22 protein-coding genes and 1 pseudogene are annotated in these 26736 nt (G+C 73.1%); 5 read left to right on the forward strand and 18 right to left on the reverse strand.

What is annotated here, in order from left to right; all coding sequences use genetic code 11:
* Window positions 1–151: 151 nt before the first annotated feature.
* The 9 genes from ACIBJE_RS30695 to ACIBJE_RS30735 all read right to left on the reverse strand — a co-directional run bounded on the left by ACIBJE_RS30695 (window position 152) and on the right by ACIBJE_RS30735 (window position 10804).
* The gene (locus ACIBJE_RS30695; protein ID WP_396753772.1) at window positions 152–970 is read right to left on the reverse strand and encodes a shikimate dehydrogenase; all 819 of its coding nucleotides are present in this window, start codon (window positions 968–970) and stop codon (window positions 152–154) included.
* The gene (gene mltG / locus ACIBJE_RS30700; RefSeq protein WP_396753773.1) at window positions 970–2166 is read right to left on the reverse strand and encodes an endolytic transglycosylase MltG; all 1197 of its coding nucleotides are present in this window, start codon (window positions 2164–2166) and stop codon (window positions 970–972) included. The genes ACIBJE_RS30695 and mltG overlap by 1 nt, the downstream gene beginning before the upstream one ends.
* Window positions 2166–2624 (reverse strand): Holliday junction resolvase RuvX, encoded by a 459-nt coding sequence (gene ruvX / locus ACIBJE_RS30705; RefSeq protein WP_396753774.1) that lies wholly within the window; start codon window positions 2622–2624, stop codon window positions 2166–2168. The genes mltG and ruvX overlap by 1 nt, the downstream gene beginning before the upstream one ends.
* A gap of 130 nt (window positions 2625–2754) precedes the next feature.
* Window positions 2755–5433, reverse strand: a complete 2679-nt coding sequence (gene alaS / locus ACIBJE_RS30710) for an alanine--tRNA ligase (protein WP_396753775.1) — start codon at window positions 5431–5433, stop codon at window positions 2755–2757.
* Entirely contained in the window at window positions 5430–5735 is a 306-nt protein-coding gene (locus ACIBJE_RS30715) for a hypothetical protein (protein WP_396753776.1), read from the reverse strand. Before ACIBJE_RS30715 ends, alaS begins: the two co-directional genes overlap by 4 nt.
* A 22-nt stretch (window positions 5736–5757) precedes the next feature.
* A complete protein-coding gene (locus tag ACIBJE_RS30720; protein WP_088984965.1) occupies window positions 5758–6219 on the reverse strand; it encodes a DUF948 domain-containing protein in 462 nt (153 codons plus the stop codon).
* A gap of 152 nt (window positions 6220–6371) precedes the next feature.
* Window positions 6372–6998, reverse strand: a complete 627-nt coding sequence (locus ACIBJE_RS30725) for a hypothetical protein (protein WP_396753803.1) — start codon at window positions 6996–6998, stop codon at window positions 6372–6374.
* A gap of 2012 nt (window positions 6999–9010) precedes the next feature.
* Window positions 9011–10507 carry a replication-associated recombination protein A gene (locus ACIBJE_RS30730; protein WP_396753777.1) on the reverse strand — a complete coding sequence of 499 codons (1497 nt, stop codon included), beginning with the start codon at window positions 10505–10507 and terminating at the stop codon, window positions 9011–9013.
* A 75-nt stretch (window positions 10508–10582) separates the two neighbouring features.
* Window positions 10583–10804: a hypothetical protein gene (locus ACIBJE_RS30735; protein ID WP_088984969.1), complete on the reverse strand. Its 222-nt coding sequence runs from the start codon at window positions 10802–10804 to the stop codon at window positions 10583–10585.
* A 107-nt stretch (window positions 10805–10911) separates the two neighbouring features.
* On the opposite strand from ACIBJE_RS30735, the gene ACIBJE_RS30740 reads away from it, so the two are divergent.
* Window positions 10912–11652, forward strand: a complete 741-nt coding sequence (locus ACIBJE_RS30740; RefSeq protein ID WP_396753778.1) for a GNAT family N-acetyltransferase — start codon at window positions 10912–10914, stop codon at window positions 11650–11652.
* Window positions 11653–11724: 72 nt separating this feature from the next.
* Here ACIBJE_RS30740 and ACIBJE_RS30745 read toward each other — a convergent pair.
* The 6 genes and pseudogenes from ACIBJE_RS30745 to ACIBJE_RS30770 all read right to left on the reverse strand — a co-directional run.
* Window positions 11725–13060, reverse strand: a pseudogene (locus ACIBJE_RS30745) (MFS transporter); the annotation flags it as partial.
* Window positions 13057–13647, reverse strand: coding sequence for a helix-turn-helix domain-containing protein (locus tag ACIBJE_RS30750; protein WP_396753779.1), 591 nt, complete (start codon window positions 13645–13647; stop codon window positions 13057–13059). The pseudogene ACIBJE_RS30745 and the gene ACIBJE_RS30750, both read right to left, overlap by 4 nt.
* Before the next feature lie 126 nt (window positions 13648–13773).
* The gene (locus ACIBJE_RS30755) at window positions 13774–14427 is read right to left on the reverse strand and encodes a 4'-phosphopantetheinyl transferase family protein (protein WP_396753780.1); all 654 of its coding nucleotides are present in this window, start codon (window positions 14425–14427) and stop codon (window positions 13774–13776) included.
* A gap of 23 nt (window positions 14428–14450) precedes the next feature.
* Entirely contained in the window at window positions 14451–16292 is a 1842-nt protein-coding gene (locus ACIBJE_RS30760; RefSeq protein ID WP_396753781.1) for an acyl-CoA dehydrogenase, read from the reverse strand.
* Between the two features lie 82 nt (window positions 16293–16374).
* Complete coding sequence (locus ACIBJE_RS30765) at window positions 16375–17841, reverse strand: MFS transporter (protein WP_396753782.1); 1467 nt, start codon at window positions 17839–17841, stop codon at window positions 16375–16377.
* Window positions 17842–18021: 180 nt separating this feature from the next.
* Window positions 18022–18663: a hemerythrin domain-containing protein gene (locus ACIBJE_RS30770; protein ID WP_396753783.1), complete on the reverse strand. Its 642-nt coding sequence runs from the start codon at window positions 18661–18663 to the stop codon at window positions 18022–18024.
* Window positions 18664–19175: 512 nt separating this feature from the next.
* Here ACIBJE_RS30770 and ACIBJE_RS30775 point away from each other — a divergent pair.
* On the forward strand, window positions 19176–20198 hold the full coding sequence (locus ACIBJE_RS30775; protein WP_396753784.1) for an acyl-CoA desaturase: 1023 nt from the start codon (window positions 19176–19178) through the stop codon (window positions 20196–20198).
* 37 nt (window positions 20199–20235) lie between these two features.
* Window positions 20236–21861, forward strand: a complete 1626-nt coding sequence (locus ACIBJE_RS30780; protein WP_396753785.1) for an AMP-binding protein — start codon at window positions 20236–20238, stop codon at window positions 21859–21861.
* A gap of 77 nt (window positions 21862–21938) precedes the next feature.
* Here ACIBJE_RS30780 and ACIBJE_RS30785 read toward each other — a convergent pair whose 3' ends face one another.
* Genes ACIBJE_RS30785 through ACIBJE_RS30795 form a run of 3 tightly spaced genes read right to left on the reverse strand, consistent with a single transcriptional unit; the run spans window position 21939 to window position 25301 of the window.
* On the reverse strand, window positions 21939–22949 hold the full coding sequence (locus ACIBJE_RS30785) for a 3-oxoacyl-ACP synthase III family protein (protein WP_396753786.1): 1011 nt from the start codon (window positions 22947–22949) through the stop codon (window positions 21939–21941).
* On the reverse strand, window positions 22946–23608 hold the full coding sequence (locus tag ACIBJE_RS30790) for an SRPBCC family protein (RefSeq protein ID WP_396753787.1): 663 nt from the start codon (window positions 23606–23608) through the stop codon (window positions 22946–22948). Before ACIBJE_RS30790 ends, ACIBJE_RS30785 begins: the two co-directional genes overlap by 4 nt.
* Window positions 23580–25301: a thiamine pyrophosphate-binding protein gene (locus tag ACIBJE_RS30795; protein ID WP_396753788.1), complete on the reverse strand. Its 1722-nt coding sequence runs from the start codon at window positions 25299–25301 to the stop codon at window positions 23580–23582. Before ACIBJE_RS30795 ends, ACIBJE_RS30790 begins: the two co-directional genes overlap by 29 nt.
* 236 nt (window positions 25302–25537) lie before the next feature.
* Here ACIBJE_RS30795 and ACIBJE_RS30800 point away from each other — a divergent pair, with 236 nt between their 5' ends.
* Complete coding sequence (locus tag ACIBJE_RS30800; RefSeq protein ID WP_357144454.1) at window positions 25538–25786, forward strand: acyl carrier protein; 249 nt, start codon at window positions 25538–25540, stop codon at window positions 25784–25786.
* Window positions 25787–25789: 3 nt separating this feature from the next.
* A complete protein-coding gene (locus ACIBJE_RS30805; protein ID WP_396753789.1) occupies window positions 25790–26707 on the forward strand; it encodes a class I SAM-dependent methyltransferase in 918 nt (305 codons plus the stop codon).
* The last annotated feature ends 29 nt before the right edge of the window (window positions 26708–26736 follow it).

Consider the following 26736-nt stretch of genomic DNA (forward strand, 5'->3'; position numbering starts at 1 on the left):
GCCGCGTACGGCCACTTCGGCCGGGACCTACCCGAACTGACCTGGGAGAACACCGACCGCGCCGCCGACCTCAAGTCGGCCGCAGGAGCCTGACCGCCGGACGGGACCGGCACCGCGCCCCGCCCCGTGCGCGCACCGAGCCCGGGGCGGGTCAGCGGGCGGCGGTGAGGGCCGCGCGCATCGCCTCGACCGGGGCGGTGACGCCGGTGAAGTGCTCGAACTGGCCGACCGCCTGGGCCAGCAGCAGGTCCAGACCGGAGACCACCGGGCAGCCGGCCGCCTGCGCGGACGCGGCGAGCGGGGTCGGCCACGGATCGTAGAGCGCGTCGAAGCAGACCGTCCCGGGCCGCCAGGCGGCCACCTCGGCGAACGGGTCGGCGGCCCCCTTCGGCAGGGTGGAGACCACCACGTCGGCGTCGAGGTGCGCGGCGGCCTCGGCCCACGGGGCGGCGGCCATCGGCACGCCGAGCGCCCCGGCCACCGGACGCAGCTCCGCGACCGCCTCCGGACGGCGGGCCAGCACGGTCACCGACTTCGCGGCCAACCGCGCCGCCGCTGCGACCGCCGCCCGGGCGGTGCCCCCGGCACCGAGCACGGTGACCGTGGCCCCCGGGGCCACCCCGGCGACGGTCAGCACCTCGACCATGCCCACCACGTCGGTGTTGTCCGCGTACCAGGTGCCGTCCGGGCGGTGGACCAGCGTGTTGGCGGCCCCGACGGCGGCGGCGACCGGCGACACCTCGGCGGCCACCGTGAGCGCCGCCTCCTTGCCGGGCATGGTCACCGACAGTCCGGCCCACTCGGGGCCGAGCCCGGCGACCAGGCCGGGCAGCCCGGCCGCGTCGCACTCGATCCGGGTGTACGACCACCCGGTCAGCCCGGCCGCCGCGTACCCCGCGTTGTGGATCGCCGGGGAGAGGGAGTGCGCGATCGGCGTACCGACCACCGCCGCCCGGCGGACGTGCGTCATCAGATGATGCCGGCCTCTCGCGCCTTGTCCTTGTTGCGCTCGTGCTGTTCCACCGTCTCGGCGAACTCGGAGTTGCCCTCCTTGTCGACCGCCACGAAGAAGAGCCACTTCCCCTCCGGCGGGTCCATCGCCCCTTCCAGCGCGTCCTTGCCCGGATTGTTGATCGGGGTCGGCACCAGGCCGCGCAGCTTGCGGCTGTACGGGCTCCTGGTGTCGACGAGTTCGGACTGGCTCATCTCGGCGGACGTCTTGGTCTTCTGGCCGGTCAGCTCCAGGTGGTAGTTGACCGTGACGTCCATCTCCAGGCAGTTGCAGGGGAACTCACCGTAGACGCGGTTGTAGGCGACCCGGGCGACCTTGCCGAGGTCCGCCTTGGTGCCCGCCTCGGCCTGGGCGAGGGAGGCGACGATCAGGGCTTCGTACGGACTGATCCCGCCGCGCTCCTTCTCCACCCGCTCGGCGAACTGCATCTTGCCGGTGATGGTGAGGAAGTTCGACACCATCTCCTTGAGGATGACCTCGGCGGTGGCCTTCGGCGGGATCTCGTAGGTGTCCGGGTAGAGGAAGCCCTCGATCGACTTGACGACCTTCTTGCCGTCGTTGCGCTTGAACCACCAGTCCGGGACACCGAGCGCCTCCGGGTCCTTCGCCGCCGCCTCGAAGTCCTCCACCGGGATCTTGGTCTTCTCGGAGAGCAGCTTGTACGTCCGCTTGGCGGTGGTCCCCTCGGGGATGGTGATCCCGTTGACGATCTTGTTCTTCAGGTCGAGGAGCATGCCGAGGGCGCTCTCGCCGCTCATCTCCTTGCGCACCTTGTAGGTGCCGGGCTGGATGTTCTTGCTGCGCGAGTTCTCCTCGGCGGCGTCGATGAACGCCTGGGCGCTCTTGACCACGCCCGCGCTGTAGAGCACGTTGGCAATGTCGGCGATCAGCGCGCCCTGCTTGACCTCGATGGTCACCTCACCCGCGCCGGCGCCGTCGTAGTCGGGGGTGACGAAGTAGCTCTGCACCCGGTCGAAGCCGTAGAAGGCGCCGCCGCCGATCGCGCCGAGCAGGACGAAGGCCAGCAGGAGGGCGAGGACCGTGCGGCCCCCACCACCGGACTTGCCCTTGCGCTTGCGCACGGCACTGCGCCGGTGCTTGCCCTTCTCGCCCCGGTCACGTTCGTCGAAACCGAGGTCCAGGTCGTCGATCATTACGTCCGCCTCCGCTGCGCCTCTAGCCAGCTCTGCAGAATCTCCACCGCGGCGGCCTGGTCGACCACCGCCCGTTGCCGTTTACCCCGGACGCCCCGCTCGGCCAGCCTACGACTAGCCACCACGGTCGACATCCTCTCGTCGGTCAGCGTCACCGGAACAGGCGCTATTACATCAGCCAAACGGTTCGCGTACGACCTGGCGTGTAGGGCGGCCGGTCCGTGCTTCCCGGCCAGGTTGACCGGAAGCCCGACCACCACCTCGACCGCACCGTGTTCTGCGACCAGCCGGCGCAGCTCGGCCACGTCGGTGGGAACCATGTCGTCCGCGCTGGTCAGGTCGCGGGCGAGGGTGACCAGCGGGGTGGCCAGGATGCCGTCCGGGTCGCAGATCGACACGCCGACCCGGACCTGACCGACGTCCACCCCGAGGCGGACGCCCCGCACGTATTCACTCAATCGGGTTCACTCCCTGCGACTGCCCGCACCGGCTGGATGCACACCGCCGGAGAACGTACCCCGGGTTCCCGGCGGCAGCACGCACCAGGGCGGACCATGTGGCCCGCCCTGGTGCACCTCGTCGGGGACGTTACGCCTCGCTGATCGCCTTTTCCACGGTGAGCAGCAGGTTCGGCGCCTCGGTTGCCGGCAGGCCGCCGCCCTGGGCCAGGTCGGGACTGCCCCCGCCCCGGCCGGAGAAGGCCGCCTTGACCAGGTCGTTCGCGGCCAGGCCCCGGCTGCGCGCCGCGCCGTTCACCGCCACCACCAGGGACGCCTTGCCGTTGGCGCGGGCCGCCACCGCGACCACCGCCGGCCGCGCCGCGTCGATCCGGCCCCGGATCTCCTGGGCGAGGGTCCGTACGTCGTTGCCGGCCGCGCCCTCCGGCGCCTCGGTGCCGACGTACGCGACGCCGCGCACGTCCTTCGCCTGCGCGGCGAGCGCCGCCGCCCCGCCGAGCACCAGCTGGGCACGGAGCTTCTCCAGCTCCCGCTCGGCGTCGCGGAGCTGGCTGACGGTCTGCTCCACCCGCTCGGCCACCTGGTCGTTGGGCACCCGGTACAGCTCCGCCAGACGGGAGACGAGCAGGTGCTCCTTGGCCAGGAAGCGGAACGCGTCCATGCCGACCAGCGCCTCGACCCGGCGCACCCCGGACCCGATCGACGCCTCGGAGAGGATCTTCACCAGGCCGAGCTGTCCGGACCGGTCGACGTGGGTGCCGCCGCACAGCTCACGGGCGTAGTCGCCGACCTCGACGACCCGCACCTCGTCGCCGTACTTCTCGCCGAAGAGCGCCATCGCACCGATCCGGCGGGCCTCCTCCAGCGAGGTGACGAAGGCGTGCACCTCCAGGTCGGCCAGGAGCACCTCGTTGACCTGCTGCTCGACGTCGTGCAGCACGCTCGGCGCGACCCCGGTCGGGGTGTTGAAGTCGAACCGCAGCCGGCCCGGGGCATTCAGCGAACCGGCCTGAGTGGCCGACTCGCCGAGGAAGTTGCGCATGGTCTGGTGCACCAGGTGGGTGGCGGTGTGCGACCGGGAGATCGCCCGCCGCCGGGTCACGTCGATCTCGGCGAAGCCGGTCTCGCCGGACCGCACCTCACCCCGGCGCACCCGCGCCCGGTGCACCACCAGGCCGGGCACCGGCTGCTGGACGTCGAAGATCTCGACCTCGCCGCCGCCGACGGTGATCAGCCCCTGGTCGGGCTGCTGCCCACCGCCCTCGGCGTAGAACGGGGTCGCGTCGAGCACCAGCTCGATGGTGTCCCCCTCGACGGCCGCGGCGACCGGGGCACCGCCGGAGAGCAGCGCCCGGACCCTCGCCTCACGCGAGGTCTCGGTGTAGCCGGTGAAGGTCACCGGGCCGCCGCTGTCCAGCACCGACCGGTACGCCGACAGGTCGGTGTGCCCGGTCTTGCGGGCCTTCGCGTCGGCCTTGGCACGGGAGCGCTGGTCGGCCATCAGCCGGCGGAAGCCCTCGGCGTCGACGGTCAGCCCCTGCTCGGCGGCGATCTCCAGGGTCAGGTCGATCGGGAAGCCGTACGTGTCGTGCAGCTGGAACGCCTTGTCCCCGGAGAGCGCCGGCTTGCCGGCCTGCTTCGTCTCGCTGATCGCCGTGTCGAGGATCGTGGTGCCGGCGCGCAGGGTGGAGAGGAAGGCGTCCTCCTCCGCGTACGCGTACTGCGAGATCCGGTCGAACTCGGTGGTCAGCTCCGGGTACGACGGGGACATGCAGTCCCGGGCCACCGGCAGCAGTTCCGGCAGCGCCCGGTCCTGGTAGCCCAGCAGCCGCATCGCCCGGATCGCCCGGCGCATGATCCGGCGCAGCACGTACCCGCGCCCCTCGTTGCTCGGGGTCACCCCGTCACCGATGAGCATCAGCGCGGTCCGCACGTGGTCGGCGACCACCCGCAGCCGGACGTCGTCCGGGTGCGACTCGGCGGCCACCTGCCCGGACCGGGCACCGTACCGCTTGCCGGTCAGCTCGCTGGCCCGGTCGAGGATCGGGCGGACCTCGTCGATCTCGTAGAGGTTGTCGACGCCCTGGAGGATGGAGGCGATCCGCTCCAGCCCCATGCCGGTGTCGATGTTCTTCTTCGGGAGCTCACCGACGATCCGGAAGTGCTCCTTGCTGGTCACGTCGGCGATCTCGTACTGCATGAAGACGAGGTTCCAGTACTCCAGGTAGCGGTCCTCGTCGACCTCCGGACCGCCCTCCCGCCCGTAGGCGGGGCCCCGGTCGTAGAACAGCTCGGAGCAGGGTCCGGCCGGGCCGGGGATACCCATCGACCAGTAGTTGTCCTTCTTGCCCCGCCGGACGATGCGCTCGGCCGGCACGCCGACCGACCGCCAGATGTCGTACGCCTCGTCGTCGTCCAGGTAGACGGTGGGCCAGATCCGGTCCGCGTCGAGGCCGAAGCCGCCCTCGGCGACCGACTTGGTGGACAGCTCCCAGGCAAGTGGAATCGCCCCGGCCTTGAAGTAGTCACCGAAGGAGAAGTTGCCGTTCATCTGGAAGAACGTGCCGTGCCGGCTGGTCTTGCCGACCTCGTCGATGTCCGGCGTCCGGATGCACTTCTGGACGCTGACCGCGCGCGGGTACGGCGGGGTCTGCTGCCCCAGGAAGTAAGGGACGAACTGCACCATGCCGGCGTTGACGAACAGCAGGTTCGGATCGCTGATGGCGGGCAGCGGAGCGGACGGCACCACGGCATGGCCGTTCGCCTCGAAGTGGGCGAGATACCGCCGCTTGATCTCCGCCGTCTTCATCGCTGGGGTTCCTCCGGAAAGATCTCTCGGTCGCCGATACGCGGGTCCTCCCGCAGCTCGGCGAACTGGTCGTCGAACGCCTCGCCCCGGGCGAACGCCTCGTGGATCTCCTGCTCGCGTTCGGCCATCCCGATCCGGACGTCCTCCACGAAGCTACGCAGCGACTCGAGCAGTCCGCCAGCGGATTCGGTCAGCGAACCGGCGATGCCCTGCGGGGTGTACGCGTGCGCGGTCTGGGTGGCCTTGCGGACCACCACCACGCCGACGGCGAGCCCGATGCCGAGCCAGAACAGACGCCTCATGCCTCTTCCTCCCGCTACCGGCTCAGCGGTCGCCGCGCTTGGCGGCCCGACGCTGCTGCTTGATCGTGTCGCGGACCTCGCGCTCGGTCTCGGCGTGCCGGCGCGCGGAGGCGGCCTTGCGCACGCCGTACCCGAAGGCGGCGACCTTGACCAGCGGGTTGGCCGCGGCGGCGGACACCACGGTGGCGAGGTTCGCCACGTTGGCGGTGACGTTCTGCGCGTGGCTGGTCATGGTGTCGACCTTGGCGAGCTGGAGGTTCACCCCGTCGAGCGAGGTCTGCACCTGGGTCAGGGCGGTGTTGACATTCTCCACCGTGGTGTTGACGTTGCCGAGCAACGGCCTGGTCTGCTCGTTGAGGTCGTTGATCATGCGGGTCGTGGCGTCCACGGTGTGCCGCAGGCGCAGGATGGGCAGCGTCAGAATCAGCACCAGCATCGCGAACGCGATCGCCGCCACCAGCGCCGCGACCTCTCCAAGCTCCACGCGTGTCCTCCTCAAGCAGTGTTCCGCCGACCCGTCGTCGGCGGAACGTGCGACCGTCGTACCCGTCACCGGTGTGCCGGACACCGCCCTGGTCGGTGACCGGGCAGCCGGTCCGCCAGCCCCAGACCCTACCGTCAGTGATGGACGGCGGCTCAGGACGGTGACGGTGTCAGATCGTCGAGCGGGTCGTCCGTGAAGGTGGGGAACGGATCCTCGCCGGTGAGCGACGGGTCCGTGCTCGGCTGCGGCCGAGTGCGGTCGTCGTCGACGGCGTTGCGGACCTTCAACGACACCAACGATCCGGTGCAGTCGCCGGCAGCGGTGGGCGATGCCAGCGGTGACGGCGGAATCGCTGGCTGGCCGTCGACCGGCGGTGGGACACACGTCGGCGGACGGACCCAGAGGTCGAGGGTCAGCTCGTCCCGCCGCCAGCAGGTGTACGCCCCCGGGGCGGGCTGCTCCGGGCAGCGGGTGATCTGCCACCGCTGCCAGCCGGCGGCCGACAGCGCCCGCTCGTACTCAGGTGCGGTCTCCTCCGGCGAGCGGTCCGACGACGCGGTGCGTTCCCGCAGCCGGCAGTCCTGGAGGCACCAGCGGCTGCCGCTGACGTTGTCGACGGTGTCCGCCGCGGCCCAGGCCGGCACCGCCAACTCGTCGAGGGAGCCGAAGACCGGGTCACGGCTCAGCGTCCGGACGGCGAAGAAGGCCGGCACCGCGCCGAGCAGGAGCACGCTCACCGCGACCAGTACACCGAGTCGGAGCCGACGGCGCTCCCGCATCTGCCGCCGCAGTTCGGAGCGGGCGACGCGGAGCGGTCCGCCGGTCCGTCCACCGTCGTCGTCGGACGGTTCGTCCCGGACGGCACTGCGCAGCGGCGGCGGGCCGTCCGGCGGCACCACGACGGCCCGGGCCGTCGGGTGCCCGACCGTCCGGTCGTCCGGCTCGCCGGCCCGGTCGCGGACGGGTGGGGCGGCGCCGGCCCCGGGACGCTCCGGGTCACGGACGGGCGGGACGGCACCGCCGGGGCGTTCCGGATCGCCGCCGGGCGGGGTCGCCCGGCCCGGTACGGGTCGGGCGACCGACGCGGCGGCCCGGGCCACGGTCGGCGGGCCGGGAGGCGGCGCGGCCGAGGCGCGGACCGGACCGGCGGACGGGCCGACCGGAGCGGCGGACGGACGGACCGGACCGGCAGGCGGATCGACGGTCGGCGCACCGGACGGGTCACCGGACGGTCCCGGCACGGCGGGGCCAGCCGGGCCGGCCCCGGGACGGGCCGTTCCCCGCGCGCCCGGGTCGACCGGGGCCGGGGGGCGCGCCGCCCCCCGGGCCGGGCCGGCGGCGGGAGGTTCGCCGGGCGTCACCCGTGGTCCGGGTACCGGGGCGCCCGGCACCGGCCGGACGGAGGCGCCCGGCCCGTGCGGCGGCACGACAGCCGGCCCTTGTGGCGGCACGACAGCCGACCCGTGCGGTGGTGCGACACCCGGGCCGGCCGGCGGTATGACAGCCGGCCCGTGCGGCGCGGCACCCGGTCCGGACGGTGGCACGGCACCCGGACCATGCGGCGCGACACCGGGCCCGCCCGGCCGAACCGGACCGGGCGCGGGGGGAACCGGCCCCGGACGGGCCGCGCCGCGTGCCGGGGCAGCCGGTTCCGGACCGGAGCGGGGTGAGGGGGCCACCGGACCGGAACGGGCGGCACCTCGGGCCGGCGGGGCGGTACGCGGATCCGGGGCCGGTCCGGCCGGACCGGGCACCGGTGGGCGGGCCGACCCGGTCGCCGGTCGGCCGGGCTCGACCGGCTCGGCGGCCCGACGTCGTCCCGCCGGCCGGTCGTCGTCCGGACCGGCGGGGTGACGACGTCCGACCGGGCGCTCGTCGTCGTGCTCGGCGGCACGGCGGCGGCCGGGGGCTACCGGCGGATCGTGCCGCTCACCCGGCCCGGCGGCCAGGGGTCCGGGGGCCACCGGGCCGGGGGCCACCGGGCCGGGGGCCACCGGGCCGAACGTGGCCGACGCCGGGACCGGCGGGGCGTTACCCGAGAGCGGAACGGCCGGAGCGTTACCCGAGAGCGGGACCGGCGGAGCGTTGCCCGACAGCGGGACCGGCGGAGCGTTGCCCGACGCCGGGACCGGCGGGACGTCCTGCTCCGGTACCCGTCGCCGGGCCACCGGACGCTCGTCCGGGACGGGGGGACGCGCCACACCGGCCGCACCCTCGACGGGAACCCGACCGGCGGGACGCGGTGCGATCCCGGGCACCATCCCCGGAGTCGTTTCGGGCGCACCCGCCGGGCGCCGCGTCCGGTCGGCGGCCGGCGGGGCACCGTGACCCGGGCGGACCGGCGGCTGGGCCTCGGGGCCGGGACGCACCGGCGGTGCCATCTCGGAGGCGGGGCCGGCGGCACCGGGCCACGGGCCGTCCGGACGCCCGGGCCGTCGGGTGGGAGCGCCGGGCGGGACGGCGGACGGTGGGACCGCCGCCGGACCCCCGGGACGCGGGGACGCGGCCGGACCGACCGGTCCGGGGACAGAACCCTCGGGCGGGGGCGGCGCGACAGGTGGCCGGGGGCCGGTGAATGCCGGGTCGGTTGCCTCCCGGGCACCACCCTCCGGGCCGAGTTCGGTGCGCTGCCGCTTGGCGGTGCGCAGGTCGTCGATCCAGCCCAGTTCCTCGCCGCCGACCGGTTCCTCCGGCTCCGCGTCGGACCGGCTGCGTCCCCAGCGGCGTCCCCTGGCCTTGGGGTCCCGCCGCTCGTCGGGGCCGTCCTCCGGCCGCTCCGCACCACGAGGTCTCACTGGTGACCCTTCCTGGCGGCGTCCGCGCCGCCCTCATCCGTCGGGACGCCGGTCGCGTCCGTCGTGCCCCGTCCGGCTCCCACCGACGTGTCGGCGACCGGGGTGGCCCGGCCCCGGACGATGCGGCGCAGCAGGGGCAGCCGGGCGGCCACCGCACGCTCCGCGCCGTGTTCGGTGGGCCGGTAGTAGTCGGTGCCGACGAGGTCGTCCGGGACGTACTGCTGGGTGACCACACCCCGCTGGTCGTCGTGCGGGTAGCGGTAGCCGGTGCCGTGCCCCAGCCCCCGGGCACCGGAGTAGTGGGCGTCGCGCAGGGCGCGGGGCACCGGCCCGCCCCGGCCGGCCCGGACGTCCCGGATCGCCGCCCCGATCGCGGTGGTCGCCGAGTTGGATTTCGGCGCGGTGGCCAGGTGGATGACCGCCTGGGCGAGGTTGAGCTGGGCCTCGGGAAGCCCCACGTACTCCACGGCGTGGGCGGCGGCGGTCGCCACGCTCAGCGCGAGTGGATCGGCCATGCCGACGTCCTCGCTGGCGAAGATGACCAGCCGGCGCGCGACGAACCGGGCGTCCTCCCCGGCGACCAGCATCCGGGCCAGCCAGTGCAGCGCCCCGTCGACGTCGGAGCCGCGCATGCTCTTGATGAAGGCGCTGGTCACGTCGTAGTGGGCGTCACCGGCCCGGTCGTAGCGGACCGCCGCGACGTCGACCGCCTGCTCGGCGGTGGCCAGGTCGATCCGGTCGACCCCGAGTGCCGTGGCGGAGGCCGCAGCCGCCTCCAGGGCGGTGAGCGCCTTGCGGACGTCACCTCCGGCGAGGCGTACCAGGTGGTCCTCGGCCTCGGGAGCGAGGGTGGGCGCACCGCCCAAGCCCCGCTCGTCGGTGACCGCCCGGCGCAGCAGGCCCCGGACCGCGTCCTCGGTGAGCGGTTGCAGGGTCAGCAGCACGCAGCGGGACAGCAGCGGCGAGATGACCGAGAAGTACGGGTTCTCGGTGGTCGCGGCGAGCAGGGTGACCGTCCGGTCCTCGACCGCGGCGAGCAGGGAGTCCTGCTGGGTCTTGCTGAACCGGTGCACCTCGTCGATGAAGAGCACGGTGGGCGGGCCGCCGGAGCGGCGTTGCCGGCGGGCGGTCTCGATGACCGCGCGGACGTCCTTGACCCCAGCGGTGAGCGCCGACATCGCGACGAACCGGCGGTCGGTGGCCCGGGCCACCAGGTGGGCGACGGTGGTCTTGCCGCAGCCGGGCGGTCCCCACAGGATCACCGACATCGGAGTCGCGCCGCCGACCAGCTGCCGCAGCGGCGAGCCGGGGGCGAGCAGATGCTCCTGACCGACCAGTTCGTCGAGGTTCGCCGGACGCATCCGCACCGGCAACGGCGCGTCGGCCCCGACCGTGTCGAAGCCGTCGACCCCGGCGGACGCGCCACCGAACCCCGCTGGCGCGCGCGGCGCTGCGGCGGGGTCACCGAGAGTGAACAGGGCGTCGGACTCCATCACGAAGACAGTACCGGCCCGGTCCCGCGACGCCGGAATCGCGGCGCGGGACGGGCCGGCGATGATCGGAAGCGGTCAGCCGCGACCCGGCCGGCGGCCCCGGTACCACCGGCCGCCACCCCCGCCGCCCGCGCCGCGCGGACCACGGCCGACACCGGCCAGGTAGAGCGAGAGCAGGAGCAGGCCGATCAGGACCAGCGTGTTCCAGTTGAACAGGTCGGGCGCGCCGAAGTTGTTGTTGAGCAGGTCGATGAGCAGGGCGAAACCGAAAACGATGGCCGCGGCGATGGCGAGCATGTCGGTCCTCCGGTAAGGGATCGGGTACGTCGGCCGTGATGTACCCGATCGGTCCGATCGTCAATCTCCAGGATGGACGGCATCCGCGCCCTGACTAGGCTGGCGGCATGATCGGGACAGCGCGGGTGGTACACGGGCGGGCAGCGGTCCTGGCGGCCACCGGTCACCACCCGTACGCCCGGCACGTCCTCGGCCGGGACGACGAGCCGCGGGCGTGGTTGCTCGACGGCACCACGGCGTGGCTGCTCCCGGCCGAGCGTGGCCCGGCCGGCGGGGCGTTCGGCGCTCCCGGGCCGGCGGTCGGCCTCTTCGCGGAGTTCCTGGCGCAGGGGGCCGTCCGTTCCGGACAGTGGCTGCACCTGCCCCGGCTCGGTACGGCCGAGCTGACCGGAGCGCTGCCGATCGCCCGGCACGACGACTGGGACTTCCTCTGGAGCACCGCCGCGCCGCCCCGGCAGCCCGGAGAGGAGCAGGTGGTGCGCCTCACCGAGGCCGACCTGCCCGCGCTCACCGCGCTGGTCGACGAGGCCTTCCCGAGCACCACCTCGCGCCCCGGCGACCCCCGGGTGGTCGACTGGTACGGCATCCGCGCCGGTGACCGGTTGGTGGCCTGCGGCGCGGACCGCAGCCGGGGCGAGCTCGGTTTCCTCGCCGGCCTGACCGTCGCGCCGGCTGAGCGGGGGCGGGGGCTCGGCGCGGCGCTGACCGCCGGCATGGCCCGCGCCCTCTTCGCCCGGTACGACCACGTGGCGCTCGGCGTCTACACCCACAACGTCGGCGCGATCCGGTTGTACCGGCGGCTCGGCTTCACCGGCACCCTCGGGCGCACCTCCCTGCAGCTCGGCTGAGGTGGTAGCGCTCTGGTGGTAGCAGGGGTCCCCTGTTACCGCTTTCTGTCGAGGAAGGGTCCCCTGCAACCACGCGGCGGCGGGGGGCGAGGGGGCGGGGCCGGGCGCGTGAGCACCGGACGGCGGGGTGTCAGCCGCTGGTGGTGGCGGAGGCGGGTGTCGGGGGGACCGGGGTCCGGCGGGCGGCCCGCCACGCGGGCAGGTAGAGCGGCGCGGCGACGGCCAGCACCACCGCGCCGACCAGCATCGCGGTGCTCACGCTGGTGGCGTCGGCCAGGGCGGTGAGGACGACGCCACCGAGCGCACCGGCGGGCATGGCCACCATCGAGTTCAACGACAGCACGCTGGTCCGGTGCGGGCCGTCGACCTGGCGATGCAGCAGCCCGGCGTGCAGCGGGTTGGACGCGCCGTGCACCGTGTAGCAGGCCAGATAGGCCACCAGCACGCCGACCGGTCCGGCGAGCAGCCCCATCCCGACCACGGTCAGCCCCTGCACGACCCGCAGCAGCGCGGCGGCGGGTGCCGCGCCCCACCAGCGCGCCAGCAGCGGGGTGACCGCCGCGCCGGCCGCCGAGGCGAGCCAGGCCGCCGAACTGGCGGGGCCGAGCAGGACCGCCGCCCGGTCCGCGTCGCCGGTCACCTCGGCGAGACGCACCGGGAGCAGGGTCTCGAAGGTCGTCATGCCGAAGCCCCAGAAGAGTTCCACCGCGACCAGGGCGAGCAGCACCGGGGATCGGCGCAGCAGACCGACCGCCTGTCCGATCATGCGCGGCGCCTCGGCGACCGATGCCCGCAGCGCCCCGGAGCCCCGGGCGGGACCAGGCTCGACCAGGAGGGTCTGGAGTGCCACCAGACCGACCAGTTGCAGCACCACGGCGACCACCACCGGCACGGTCAGGGCGCTGACCGGTCCGACCGCGCCCAGCGCGATGAGGCCGCCGCTGAGCAGCGCGCCGGCGGCGAGAGCGACGCCGGTGACCGTCCCGCCCTGGCTGAGACCCCGCTCGTACGCCACGTCGGGATCGGCGGCGAGGCTGGCGTCGACGTACCACGACTCGAGCGGGCCGCTGTCCAGCGCCCGGTAGACGCCCTGCAACAGCCAGACCAGGACGAAGAGGCCAAACGAGTCGGCGACGGCGGCCAGGCCCAGCGAGGCGAGGTTGACCGCGCCGCCCGCGACCAGCACCGGTCGGCGGCCGAGGGCGTCGGCGAGCCCGCCGGTGGGCAGTTCAAGGGCGAGCACGACCAGCCCCTGGGCGCTGGCCGCCAGGCCGATCTGGGCCAGGGAGAGTCCGCGTTCCTGCATCAGCAGGACCATGACCGGGAACATCAGGCCGGTGGGCAGCCACCGGAGCCCGTAGAGCAGTAGGAACCGGTGGCGCACCTGACGGGCGGTGAGCGCGCTCACCGGCCCTCCCCCGTCCCGGGAAAGGCCGCGTAGATCAGGTGGATCGGCTTCACGTCCGTCTCGTCGGGGAGCGTCTCGGCGCGGTAGCGGAGGATCAGCTCCCAGATCTCCTGGTTGAGCGCGTGCAGCCGCTGCGCGCCGATGACCAGGAAGGCGTCGCTCATGCCGGCCGCGTCCCGCCACTGCGGCGAGTAGGTCGCCCGCTCGGCGAGCCACCGCTCGGCCTGCTCGGTTACCCAGCGCACGTGCTCGACCTGCATCCACTCCACGGCCGCCCGGGTGTCCGGGTCGTCGTCGTATTCGCTCGGGTCCCAACTGCTGGCGTCGTGCACCGCCCGCCACCAGCGCTGTCGGCCGGTGCCCCGGCCGGGCTCTTCGGCCACCAGCCCGACCTCGGCGAGTTGCCGCAGGTGGTAGCTGGTGGCCCCGGTGTTGGTGTCGAGCACGCCGGCCAGCGTCGTGGCGGTCGCCGGCCCGTCGGCGCGCAGCGCGCCCAGCAGCCGCATCCGCAGCGGGTGCGCGAGGACGCGAATCTGCCGGTGGTCCAGTCGGGCCGAGCTGGTCGTGCGGGTCTGCTCCTCTGCCATGATTGCACAATAGTTCTGCACAGGTTCCGTGCACAACTATTGTGCATTCGGGCGACGGGGTTCACGGAGCCCGCAGACACTCCCCCGGCCGCACCCGCTCGCCCGGAGACCGCGCCGGGGGATCGGTCAGCTCGGAACGGGTCGGTGCCGGCCGGACACGCGGCGGGTGAGCAGGGCGGTCGCCCGGCGTTCCACGAGCCGCGCCCGGGGCGGCGGGGGTGTCGGGCCGACCAGGGCGGCCGCCGCCCGGTAGCCCTGCCCGGGGCGCAGGTCCCACAGACGTCCGCGCAGCTCGGGCCGGCCGGGGTAGGCGAGCAGCCGGGTCGGGCTGACGCGGACGTCGCGGACGCGGACCCGCAGGCCGTCCCCGGTGGCCTTGGCCACCGCCTCGCGCCGGCACCAGAGTTCCAGGTCGACCGGGTGGTGCCCGGGCACCACCCGTTCCACGTCCACGCCGAGGCCGTCCCGGTCGCCGACCGCCACCACCACCCGCCGCCCGGAGTGCGACACGGAGACCGCCAGCGCGAGGTCCGGCAGCCGGGGCCGCCCGTGCGCCCCGGCGCAGCTCGGACACTCCCGCACCACCCGGATCCGGTCCGCCGGCACGCCGACGTGGTGGGCGACCGCCAGTCGCAGCAGCACCGCGCCCAGGGTGGACTGCCGCCGGTGGCGGGGGTGGACGATGACAGCGAGCCGACGCCGCTCGGTGTCGTCCAGCAGCCCGAGGTGCCACCGGCGCAGCATGCCCAGGTCGGCCCACCAGACGGTGCCCACCACCACCGGCCGGGTGGTCCGGCGGTGGATCAGAACGCCTCCTCGGGGACGTCCATCAGGTCGAGGCACGCGGCCTGGACGATCTTCCGGTCGGCGGTGAGCCGGGGCAGCACCTCCCGGGCGAAGAACCGGGCCACCGCCACCTTGCCGGTGTAGAAAGCCCGGTCGGCGGCAGAGAGGTCGGCCCGGCCCAGCGCCCGCGCGGCGACCTCGGCCCGGGTGAGCAGCAGCCAGCCGACGAGCAGGTCACCGAGGGCCAGCAGCAGCCGTCGGCTGTGCAGCCCGACCAGGTAGAGCTGGCGTGGTTCACCGCCCTGCGCGGCGCCCAGCCACTCCAGCATGGTGCCGAGGCAGCCCTGCACGTCGGTGACCGCCCGGCCCAGCGCGACCCGCTCGGCGGTGAACGAGTCGTCGGTCTCGGCGCCGACGAACGCGCCGATCTCGCCGGCCAGGGCCATCAGCGCCACCCCCTGGTCCTTGGCGATCTTGCGAAACACCAGGTCGAGGCTCTGGATCGCGGTGGTCCCCTCGTACAGGGTGTCGATCTTGGCGTCCCGGAGGTACTGCTCCAGGGGGTAGTCGGCCAGGTAGCCGGATCCGCCGAGGGTCTGCAACGACTCGTGCCCGAGCATCTCGTACGCCCGTTCCGAGCCGACCCCCTTGACCAGCGGCAGGAGCAGGTCGTTGACCCGGGCGGCCAGTTCGGCGTCCGGCCCGAGGACCATCCGGTCCTGCCAGCGGCCGGTGTAGACAAGCAGGGCGCGCAGCCCCTCGGCGTACGCCTTCTGCAGCATCAGCGACCGGCGCACGTCGGGATGGGCGATGATCCGGACCCGGGGGGCGGTCTTGTCGGCCATCCGGGTCAGGTCGGCGCCCTGCACCCGCTCCCGGGCGTACTCCAGGGCGTTGCGGTAGCCGGTGGAGAGGGTGGCGATGGCCTTCGTACCGACCATCGTCCGGGCGTACTCGATGATCCGGAACATCTGCCGGATGCCGTCGTGCCGCTCCCCCACCAGCCAGCCGACCGCCGGCACGCCGTGCTGACCGAAGGTCAGCTCGCAGGTGTTGGAGACCTTCAGGCCCATCTTCTGCTCGACGTTGGTGGCGAAGACACCGTTGCGCGCGCCCAGCTCGCCGGTGGCCGGGTCGAAGTGGTACCTGGGCACCACGAAGAGGGAGAGGCCCTTGGTGCCCGGACCACCGACGCCCTCGACGCCCACCGGGCGGGCCAGCACGTAGTGGACGATGTTCTCGGTGAGGTCGTGCTCGCCCGAGGTGATGAAGCGCTTGACGCCCTCCAGGTGCCACGAGCCGTCCGGCTGCGGCACCGCCCGGGTGCGTCCCGCGCCGACGTCCGAGCCGGCGTCGGCCTCGGTCAGCGCCATGGTGGAGCCCCACTGGCGGTCCACGAAGATCCGCGCCCAGCGCTTCTGCTCCGCCGTGCCCTCGTGCCAGAGCACGTTGGCCAGGGGCGGGCCGGAGGCGTAGATCCAGACCGCCGGGTTGGCGCCCATCACCAGCTCGCCGATCGCCCGCCAGAGCATCCGGGGCGCGGGCGTGCCGCCCAGCTCCGGGGCCAGGTCGCCGAGCCGCCAGAACCCGGCGTCCAGGAACGCCCGGTACGCCTTGGCGAACGCCGGGGGCAGCGGCGCGGTGTGCGTGGCCGGATCGAACACCGGCGGGTGCCGGTCGCCCTCGGTGAAGGCGTCCGCCAACTCCTCCCGAGCGGAGCGGTCCACCTCGGCGAGGATCTGCCGGACGGTGTCGGCATCCAGGTCGGGATAGCCGTCGGTGCCGAGGAACTCCTCGATCCCGAAGACCTCGAAGAGGTCGAACTCCAGGTCCCGCAGGTCGCTGCGGTAGTGGCCCATCTGCGTGTGCTCCTGTCTACACCGGCGGCGGGCCGCACCGGGGGTTCCCGGTCCGGCCCGCCGCGTCGGGTCCGTTGGGGGGTCAGCCGCCGTGGATCGCCGCCAGGTCGACCTTGGCGCGGGTGCTGGGCAGCGCGAACGTGGCCAGCACGGCGACGGCGGTCAGGATCGCCGCCACCAGGAAGGCCGCGTGCAGGCCGTCGAGCAGCACGGACGGGTCCTGGACACCTCCGCTGATCCGACCGGAGAGCCGCTCGTTGGCGACGGTCACCAGGACCGCGAGGCCGACCGCGCCACCCACCTGCTGGGCGGTGTTCATCAGGCCGGAGGCGATGCCGCTCTCCTCCCGGGCGACGCCGCTGACCGCCGCGACCACCAGGGGCACCAGGGCCAGGCCGAAGCCCGCGCCGGAGAGGATCAGGGTGGGCAGGAGTTCGCTGACGTACGACCCGTCGACGCTGCTGCGCAGCAGCAGCACCTGGCCGATCCCGACCAGCGCCAGACCTGCCATGATCAGGTTTCGGGTGCCCAGCTTCGGGGTGAGCTGCATGGCCGCCCCGGCGAAGACCGCCATGGTGAGGCCGAGCGGGGCCCACGACAGGCCGGCCCGGATCGGCGACCAGCCGTTGATCACCTGCATGTAGAGGCTGAGGAAGAAGAAGGTGCCGTAGAGCGCGGAGGCGGCCAGCACGGTGAGGATGTTGGCCACCGCGATCTGCCGGTTGGCCAGGATGCCGAGGCGCAGCAGCGGCTCCGGGGCGCGCTTCTCCCACCAGACGAAGATCGCGATCAGCACGACCGCGCCGGCCAGTCCACCGATGGTGAGCGGGTCGCTCCACGCCCGGTGCGAGGTGTTGAGCATGGTGTAGACGAGCAGCAGCAGACCACCGGTGATGGTGGCCGCGCCGAAGCCGTCCAACCGGCGCGGACCGGTGGCGGCCTCCAGGTCGGCAACGCCACGCAGGCCGGTCAGGGCGAGCGCGAGCAGCACCGCGCCGACCGGCACGTTGATGAAGAAGACCCAGCGCCAGCCGATGGTGTCGGTGATCAGACCGCCGAGGAGCACGCCGGTGGTGCCGGCGATGCCGGAGAGGCCACCCCAGACGCCGAGCGCCTTGCCCCGCTGGTCGGCGTTGGTGAAGGCGCTGACCAGGATGCTCAGCGCGGCCGGGCTGAGCAGCGCCGCACCGAAGCCCTGCACGCCCCGGGCGACGATCAGCGCGGTGTCCGACTGAGCGAGCCCGCCGGCCAGCGACGCGCCGACGAAGACGACCAGGCCGACGAGGAACATCCGCTGCCGGCCGAACAGGTCCGCGCCCCGGCCGCCGAGCAGCAGGAAGCCGCCGAAGAGCAGCATGTACGCGTCGACCACCCAGGCCAGCGAGGAGGTGGAGAACTCCAGGTCGGTACGGATCGACGGCAGGGCCAGGTTGACCACCGTCTCGTCGAAGATGACGAGCAGTTGGGCGCCGCAGGTGATGGCGAGCAGGAGCGCGACCCGCCCCCGGCTCAACATCTGGTCCCCTTCGGGCACGGCGGCTTGCACCATCACGACTCCTCAGCAGTGCTCAGTGGGTGGCGGGGGTTCCGCCCGGTGCCCGGGCGGTCGGGACGGCACCGCCCGGGGCCGGGCGGTGGGGGCGCGGATGGTCGTCGGACCCGGTCGGTCGTCTCGGGCCGGACCGTGGCCGGAGCGGCCCGTCGGCCCGTGGGGCTTCTCCGACGCGGGTCAGTCGCCGAAGGCGCGCTGCTGACGGCGGCGCAGCGAGCCGGCCATCAGCTTGGCCACCGGGCGGGCCGGAACACCGGCCCGCTCGTCCGGCTCGGCGACCGAGTCCAGCCAGGGCGGCATGAAACCGAGCGTCCACTTCGGCGCAGTCTTGAGCATGTTGCGCTCGAAGCGGCTCCACGCGGACGCGTCCAGGGCCGGGGCCAGCCGGTCGGTCAGCTCACGCTCCTCGTCGGCGCAGTGCGCGGCGAGCGAGTCGCGCAGCCGCTGCACCGCCGCGCCGAACTCGGCCCAGGCGGAGGCCGGGGCGCGGTCGAGGGCGACCAGCCGGCCCCGGACGTCCTTGAGGTGGCCCAGCAGTTCGGCGTGCTCCTCGGTCATCAGGGTGAGCACGTCCTCGCCGGCGCCGCGCTCGCGCAGCATCGGCCAGAAGAACTCGTCCTCGCCCTCGTGGTGGTGCTCGATGATCTGGAGGATCCGGTCGGCGTAGTCGGTCAGGGCCGCGGCGCGCGCCGCGTCGGGTGCGCCGGACAGGCCCGTGGCCGTGGCCGAGATACGACCCAGGTCGCGCAGCATCGCCCGGTGCGCGAGCCGCATCGTGAGGTGACCGGAGGGAAGTCCGACGGCTGGCTGACTGGACATGTTCGTCTCCTTGCTGCGACGACGCTGAACGCACGCCGACCGTATCAGTTATTGACCCATGCCGGCGTCACAATCCCCTTTGTCCCGACCCGGGTGTCGCGAGTGGACGGAGCCTACGCGATCCCGCCGGGGCCCTACGTTTCTGACAGCACATATTCAATCGGACGGATCAGACGTAAATTGACAAGTCCAGAGTAGATAGTCGGCTCCTCAAACCATGGTCTATACGATCCACTTTCGATAAAGTGCGGTACCTGTTTGCCGCGCGAGCCGTGGACGGGGGGCCGTCGGATGACAGCGCGCACCACACTCCGTCACTCCGACGATACCGTCGGTTGTTCGGGGCAGCTTTCGTCGCGCCCGGCGACCGCATTCCCGCCCCGGTTCCGCCCGTTCCACCGGGCCGTCGGCGGAAGGCCGGAACCGGTACGCGTCCCCCGCCGGCCGAGCCGGCGGAACGCCGGGCGCGCCGCGATCGCACCGCTCGAACCCATAGACCAAGAGGTAGGTACATGGACGGCAGAGAACACCGCTGGTTCATCCTGACCGCGTCCGTGGCGCCGCTGATCGGCGTCGTGGTGGCGATGGTCCTGCTCTGGAACAAGCTGTTCGGCTGGTCGGACCTCGTGGCCCTGGTGGTCATGTACACGATCTGCGCCTTCGGCATCTCCACCGGCTACCACCGGTTGCTGACCCACCGGTCCTTCCGGACGCCCCGCCCGATCTACCTCGCCCTGGCCACGGCCGGCGCGATGGCCGGACAGGGCCCGCCGATCATCTGGGCCGCACACCACCGCCGGCACCACCGGGTCGCCGACCGCGAGGGCGACCCGCACAGCCCGCACCTGGGCTTCGAGCCCGGCGTCAAGGGCATCCTCCGGGGGCTGTGGCACGCCCACCTCGGCTGGCTCTTCGACGTCGGCCTGCGTTCGGAGCCGATGCGCTACTGCCCGGACCTGGTCCGCGACAAGGCGCTGCGCTGGATCAGTGAGAAGTTCGTGCTGGTGGTACTCGCCGGCATCGTGCTGCCCGGCCTGATCGGGCTCGCCCTCACCGGGACGCTCACCGGCGCGCTGACCGGTGCGCTCTGGGGCGGTCTGGTGCGGCTCTTCCTGGTCAACCACATGACCTACGCGGTCAACTCGGTCGGGCACTACTTCGGCCGCCGCCGGTTCGGCACCCTGGACCACTCCCGCAACGTGGCCTGGCTGGCCATCCCCTCGTTCGGCGAGGCGTGGCACAACAACCACCACGCCTTCCCCCGGTCGGCGCGGCACGGCATGAAGTGGTGGGAGGTCGACCTCAGCGCCATCTTCATCTGGTCGCTGGAGAAGGTCGGCCTGGCCACCCACGTGATCCGGATCGACCCGGAGCGGCTGGCCATGCGGGAGGGCGGGGTGAGCCTGGTCGGCAACGTCAAGCCGGACCAGACCCCGGCCACCACCGCCGAGGAGCTGCTGACCGGGCCGGTGGCCCCGCCGCTGTCCGAACGCCGGTCCGCGTCCGAGCTGGTCTCGGTCACCGACGTCGAATGAGGACACCGACCGCCGTACCGGCCCGGAAAGGGACGCCATGCAGCTGTGGGAGCGACTGACCGGAGCCGGGGACCGGGGCCGGCTGCACGCCTGGGCCGGCAACGGGTTCACCGCGACACCGTGGCCGGAGGTGGTCGCCGACGCCCGGGGCGCGGCGGCCACCCTGCGCCGGGCCGGGGTCCGCCCGGGCCGGCAGGTGGCCGCCATCCTGGACAACTCCCCGGAGGCGGTGCGCGGCCTGCTCGGGGTCTGGCTGGCCGGCGGGGCCGTCGCGTCGCTGCCGGTGCCCACCCGGGGCATGGACCGGCAGGAGTACGCCGGACACCTGGCGACCCTGGTCGCCCAGCTCGACGCGCCGGTGCTGCTGGCCGACGAGAAGCTGGCCCCGCTGCTGCCGGAGTCGCTGCACCGCCGGCTGGCGGTGCGGTCCTGGCAGTCGCTGGCCGGCGACAGCCGGATCGACGAGACCCCGCCGGAGGCCGACGGGCTGGCGTTCGTGCAGTACTCCTCGGGCAGCACCAGCGTGCCCAAGGGGTGCGCGTTGACCACCCGGGCCATCGGCCGGCAGCTGGAGATGATCCTGGCGATGGCCGGTGGGGTGCCCGGCGAGGAGACGGTCGCCTCCTGGCTGCCGCTCTCCCACGACATGGGCATGTTCGGCTGCCTGCTCTACGCCTGGGCGCACGACTTCGGGCTGGTGCTGTCCACTCCGGAGCGGTTCATGATGTCGCCTCGGACCTGGTTCCGGGACATGGCCGAGTATGGCGCGACCATGACCGCGGGCACCAGCACCGCGCTGCACCTGGCCGCGCGGGGGCAGGGCACCGGCGCGTTGGCCGCGCCGCTGCGGCTGCGGGTCTGCGTGGTCGGGGCCGAGCGGGTGGAGTGGACGGCGCTGCGGCGCACGGTGGCCGCGTTCGGGCCGCACGGGCTCCGCGAGGAGGCGCTGATGCCGGCGTACGGTCTGGCCGAGGCCACCCTGGCGGTGACCGCCTGCCCGCACGACGAGGCGCCGCGCTTCCTCGACGTCGACGGCAACCGGCTGGCCGACGGCGAGGTGGTGGCCTGCGCGCCGGACGACCCGGCGGCGACCCGGGTGGTCTCCACCGGCCGGCCGTGCGACGGGGTCGAGGTGGAGGTCGCCGAACCGGGTGGCCTCTCCGAGATCCGGATCGCCTCGCCGAGCCTGGCCAGCGGCTACTTCGGCGACCCGGAGCGCACCGCGGCGCGGTTCGTCGACGGCCGGCTGCGCACCGGTGACCTGGGCTTCCTGCAGGACGGTGAGCTGTACGTGGTGGGTCGCTCCGACGACCTGCTCCAGGTCGGCGGGCGCAACGTCTACGCGCGGGAGATCGAGAGCACGATCGACGGGCTGGAGGCGGTCCGCAAGGGCTGCGCGGTGATCGTCGACGTCGCCGAGGACGGCCGGAGCGAGTTGGTGCTGCTCGTGGAGCTGAAGAGCCGCAGCAACGACTACCGGGCCTTCGCCGACGAGGCGGCGGCGATCGCGATGACCAAGGCCGGGGTGCCGCTGGCCGAGTGCGTCTTCCTGGAGAAGGGCACGCTGCCGAAGACGCCCAGCGGCAAGATCCAGCGGTTCCGGTGCCGGGCGCTGCTGGCGTCCGACGCATGGCGTCCGTTGGCCCGGGTCGCCGTGCGCTGAGGCCGTCGCCCGCAGACGGGAGGAGCCGGGGTGGGGAGCATCTCCCCACCCCGGCTCCGTCGTCGGACCCGGTGGCTCTACCCGCCGGCCCGCCAGCGGACGGCGGCGGCGCCGGCCATGTCGCCGGCGTGCGCGAAGCCGGCGAGGACCAGCAGGTCTCCCGGGCGTACCCGACCGTCCCGGACGGCCTCGGTCAGCGTGATCGGCACGGCGGCGCCGAACAGGTTGCCGTACTCGTCGAAGGTGTCCAGGTGCCGCTCCGGCTTGAGCTGCAACGCCTCCCGCCAGTTGCGCAGGAACATCCGGTTCGGCTGGTTGGTGACCAGCACGTCGATGTCCGGGGTACGGACGCCGATCCGGCCGCAGAGCGCGGTGACCACCTCGGGGACGAGCTGGTTGCCCCGGCCGATGATCTTCGCGACCTTGGAGTCGGTGAAGCTGACGTCCATCTCGCTCTGCCCCGGCTGCCAGTACTTCCGGTCGTCGTCGAAGGCCAGGCCGACGTCGGTGGCGTACTCGACGTACTGGCGGATCTCCACGTCGAGGATCGGGGACTCGTCCCCGATCCGCAGGTAGCCGACGCCGCACCCGTCCCCCGGGACGGGCGCGTGCGACTTGGTGCGGATGGTCGGCTGGGTGAAGACCTGGCCGGCGCTGTTCTGCACGTTGCACAGCAACGCGGTGCGCGCCCCGCCGGACTGCATGATCTGCTTGGCGATCTTCAGCATGTAGACGAAGGAGACGCAGCCGCCGTTGTGCACGTCGAGCACCCAGTCCGGGCGTTCGCCGAGCCGGTGGGCCACCTCGGCCCCGGCCCCGGTGAACGGCAGGTCGGGCAGGAGCACGTTGGTGATGAGCAGGTCCACCGGCCCGTCCCCGCGTTCCCTCGCCCGCTCCAGCACCGGCCGGGCGGCCCGGACGATCAGGTCGGCCGCGGTCTCCTCCGGCCCGATGTGCCGGCGGTACTTCGGTGACTTGAACATGACGCTGTCGTCGAGCGCGGCGTCCGCGCCCCGGTAGAACTCGGTGCCGACCCGGTTCTCCGGCAGGGCGCTGTCGAGATCGACCAGGCTGACCGGGACGGTCATACCGAGGCTCCCTCGCGCGCCACGTGGCCGGTCACCGGGATGCCCCGGCTGTGCCGGTACTCGACGATGGCCTTGAGGTTGTCCAGCTCGGCCCGGTGCCCGGCGTAGAACAGCGGCCACATGTCCCCCACCCAGACCCGGTTCGGGTCGGCGACCAGGTGCTTGTTGGGGTTGTCGTCGTAGTACGGGTGGCGGCAGTTGGTCCAGACCAGCACCGAGCCGGGCCTGGAGAGCACCAGCTCGGCGGGGATGATCCGGTTGATGTAGATCATCCACAGCTCGTCGCCCTGGTCCCAGGCGCAGTGGTAGTCGACGGTCAGCGCCTCCCGGTTGGCGACCACCTTGGCGTAGATGCGGGTGTCGTCGGCCAGGGTGTCCCAGCCCGCGTGCAGCCCGTCGGTGGCCCCGGGAACCGGCTCGAAGTGCCGGGTGCTGTACGTCCACTCGTCGAGGTTGCGCAGGTCCGAGAGGTAGTCGAAGAGGTCCTCCGGCGGGCAGTCGATGTAGTCCTGCACGGTGCAGAACTGCCCGTACACCGCGTCGTGCGGGTAGACCGCGTGGGTCATCTCCGCGGCCTTGGCCAGCGCCGCCTCGCGGGGGGTGGTCTCGCAGCGCAGCAGGTTCGGGATGTCAGCCAACGGCGACGACGGGCTGGTCATGGGGTGCTCCTTGGGGACTGGCGGTGTCGAGATGGTTGAGGAACGGTACGAACGGTGGGATCTCCCGCGGACTCACGTCGACGCAGACCACGGCCGGCGACCGGGTGGACCCGTGCGCGACCAGGGCCTGCCGCAGCTCGTCCGGCGTGCGGGCGTGGGTGACCGGCAGGGTCGGGAACATGCCCCGGATCCCGGCGGCCAGGTCGGTCGGTCGGAACTCGTTGAACGTGTACGCGTCGTCGTAGTAGAGCTGCTCGCGGGTGACGCACATGCCGTGCGCGTTGTTGTTGACGACCACGAACGTCACCGGCAGGTCGTGTTCGACCGCGGTGTGGATCTCCATGCCGTGCATGAGGAAGCCGCCGTCGCCGATCACCACGTAGCTGCGCGCGCCGGTGCCGATGGCCGCCCCGATGCCCGCGCCGAGGCTGTGCCCCATGCCGCCCATGCCCAGCGCGACGACGAACCGGCCGTCGCGCGGCGTGGCCACCCAGTGGATGACGCCGGCGGCGGCGTTGCCCGCGTCGGCGACGACGGTCGCGCCGTCCGGCACGGCCGCGCCGATCGCCTCGACCGCGTCGCGCAGCCGCATGCCCTCCCCCTCGAACGGCGGCACGGTGAGGAAGCGCAGATCCGGCTGGGGCGGGGACGGTGGGGCCGGCCGGGCGGCACGCAGGTGCGCGGTCACCGCCCGCAGTTCGGCGCGCAGGTCGCCGTCCACGTGCAGCGCGTCCGGGTCGGGGAAGGCCGGCTCAGCCCCGAAGGAGACCAGCTCGGTGCCGGCGAGCAGGGCGTCCAGCCCGCCCCGGGCCATCACGGGCAGCCGGGTGCCGACCAGAACGCAGAGCCGGGCCCGGCGCAGGGCGTCGGTGACGCTCGGGTGCCCGATCACCCCGGCGACCCCGACGAAGCGGGGGTCCTGGTTGCCGAAGACGTCCTTGCCGTCCGGCACCACGGCGACCCGGGCGTCCAGCGCGGCGACGAACTCGGCGAGCTCGGCGCGGGCACCCCGGCGGGCCACCTCGTCCCCGGCGATCACCAGCACCGGCTCACCGGCCAGTTCCGCCAGCCGGTCGGCGGCGCGCTCCCGCGCCGCCGAGGCGGGGACCGGCGTCCGGCGGGCGGCCAGCAGCTCGTCGATCGGGGGCGGGTCGGCGAGGAGCGCCTGCTGCACGTCCTTCGGCAGCAGCAGCACCGCCGGCCCAGCGGGCAGCGCCCGGGTGGCGGTCAGCGCGTCGGCCAGCGCCGGGGCGACGTCCGCCGGGTCGTCGACCCGCGCGCAGTACCGGCTGATCGAGGAGAACAGCCGGTACGCGTCGAAGGAGCCGGCCAGGCCGCTGGTGTCCTGGAAGGCCCCCCGACCCTCCAGCGGACGGGGCGGCTGCCCCACCACGGCCAGCAACGGCACCCGGGAGGCGTACGCCTCGGCCACCCCGGGGACCAGGTTCATCGCACCCGCGCCGGAGGTGGAGACGGCCACCGCGAGCCGGCCGGTGGTGCGGGCGTACCCGTCGGCCATGGCGGCGGCCGAGAACTCGTGCTTCGCCACCACCGCGCGGACCGCCCCGTCGCAATGGTGCGCCGCGTCGTACAGATCCTCAATGTTGGCGCCACCGACGCCGAATATGTGACGCACCCCGACTTGGTGCAACGATCTGATCAGATAATCGACTACCCGGTACGGTCTGTCCATAATGGATGGCCCCCGCGCGGTACCTCGAAGCCTGTGTCCCCCCAAGGCTGCCCATCATGCACGGGCATTCGTCCACACACAAGGCGGCAATGAAGGGTCGCCCGATGTCGTCCACTGTGGCATGATCCAGCGGACCGACCTTCCGAGGGCCGGCGATACGCATTCTCGACGCGGCGGTCAGTGACACCCCTCGCTGTCGAAAGCGCAATCACACCACGTGCACGAGGAGTTACGCAGTGATTACTGTTGAACAGGTCTGCGAAATGGTGCAGAAGAAACTGCGTGGAAAGAACGCCGACGAGACCACGCTCGGCGCGCAGACGGCCTTCGACGACCTGGGCTTGTCCAGCCTCCAGGTGGCCGACATCGTCTACGGCATCGAGGACCAGCTCGGTATCGAGTTCGACCCGTCCCGCGCGGCGGACGTGAAGACCATCGGTGACCTGGTCGACCTGGCCAACTCCACGGCCCAGCTCCAGGCGTAGGCCGTGTCCGTCCACGCACCGCTGGCCGACGCCCCGCCGGCCGCGGCCGACACCGGCACCGGCCGCTACGACGGCGCGTCCATGGACGCCATCCAGCAGCACTACGACCTCTCGAACGACTTCTACGCGCTCTGGCTCGGTCAGTCGATGGCCTACAGCTGCGCGATGTGGTCGGGTCCGGAGGACGACCTCGACGCAGCCCAGCTCCGCAAGTTCGACTACCTCATCGAGGGGGCGCGGGCGATCGGCGCGCGCCGGGTGCTCGACGTCGGATGCGGCTGGGGCGGCCTCATGGAGCGCCTGGTGGGCGCGCACCGGGTGGAGCAGGTCGTCGGGTTGACCCTCAGCGACTCGCAGGCCGAGTGGGTCCGGGCACGCGCGTCGGACGGGATCGAGGTGCACGTCCAGAACTGGCTGGAGCACACCCCGACCGAGCCGTACGACGCGATCATCTCGATCGGCGCGTTCGAGCACTTCGCCCGGGAGGGACTCACCCGGACAGCGCGCGTCGCCGCGTACCGCGAGTTCTTCGCCCGGGCCCGGGGCTGGCTGCCCCCGGGTGGCCGGATCGCCATCCAGACCAACATCAAGGGCAACAACGTCCGGATGGACCGGCAAACGGTCGCCGACCTGCTCTTCATCATCGAGCGGATCTTCACCGAGTCCGAGATCCCGGCGCTGTCCGAGGTCCTTCAGGCCGGTGAACGGATCTTCGACGTGGTGTCGGTCCGCAACGACCCGGACCACTACGCGCGGACCTGCGCGGAATGGCTGGCCGGCCTCCGGCGCAACCGGGAGCGGGCCCTGGAACTGGTGGGCGAGGAGCAGGTCGCCGAGTACGAGCGCTACCTCTCCGCCACCGTCGGACACTTCGAACGCCGTCACCTCGGGCTGGCCCGGCTGGTCCTCGAGGCAGTCTGAGGCGTCGTCGGCGCGACGGGTCAGCGATT

The organism is Micromonospora sp. NPDC050187, assembly GCF_044459745.1.
In the GTDB taxonomy this organism is placed as follows: Bacteria; Actinomycetota; Actinomycetes; order Mycobacteriales; family Micromonosporaceae; genus Micromonospora.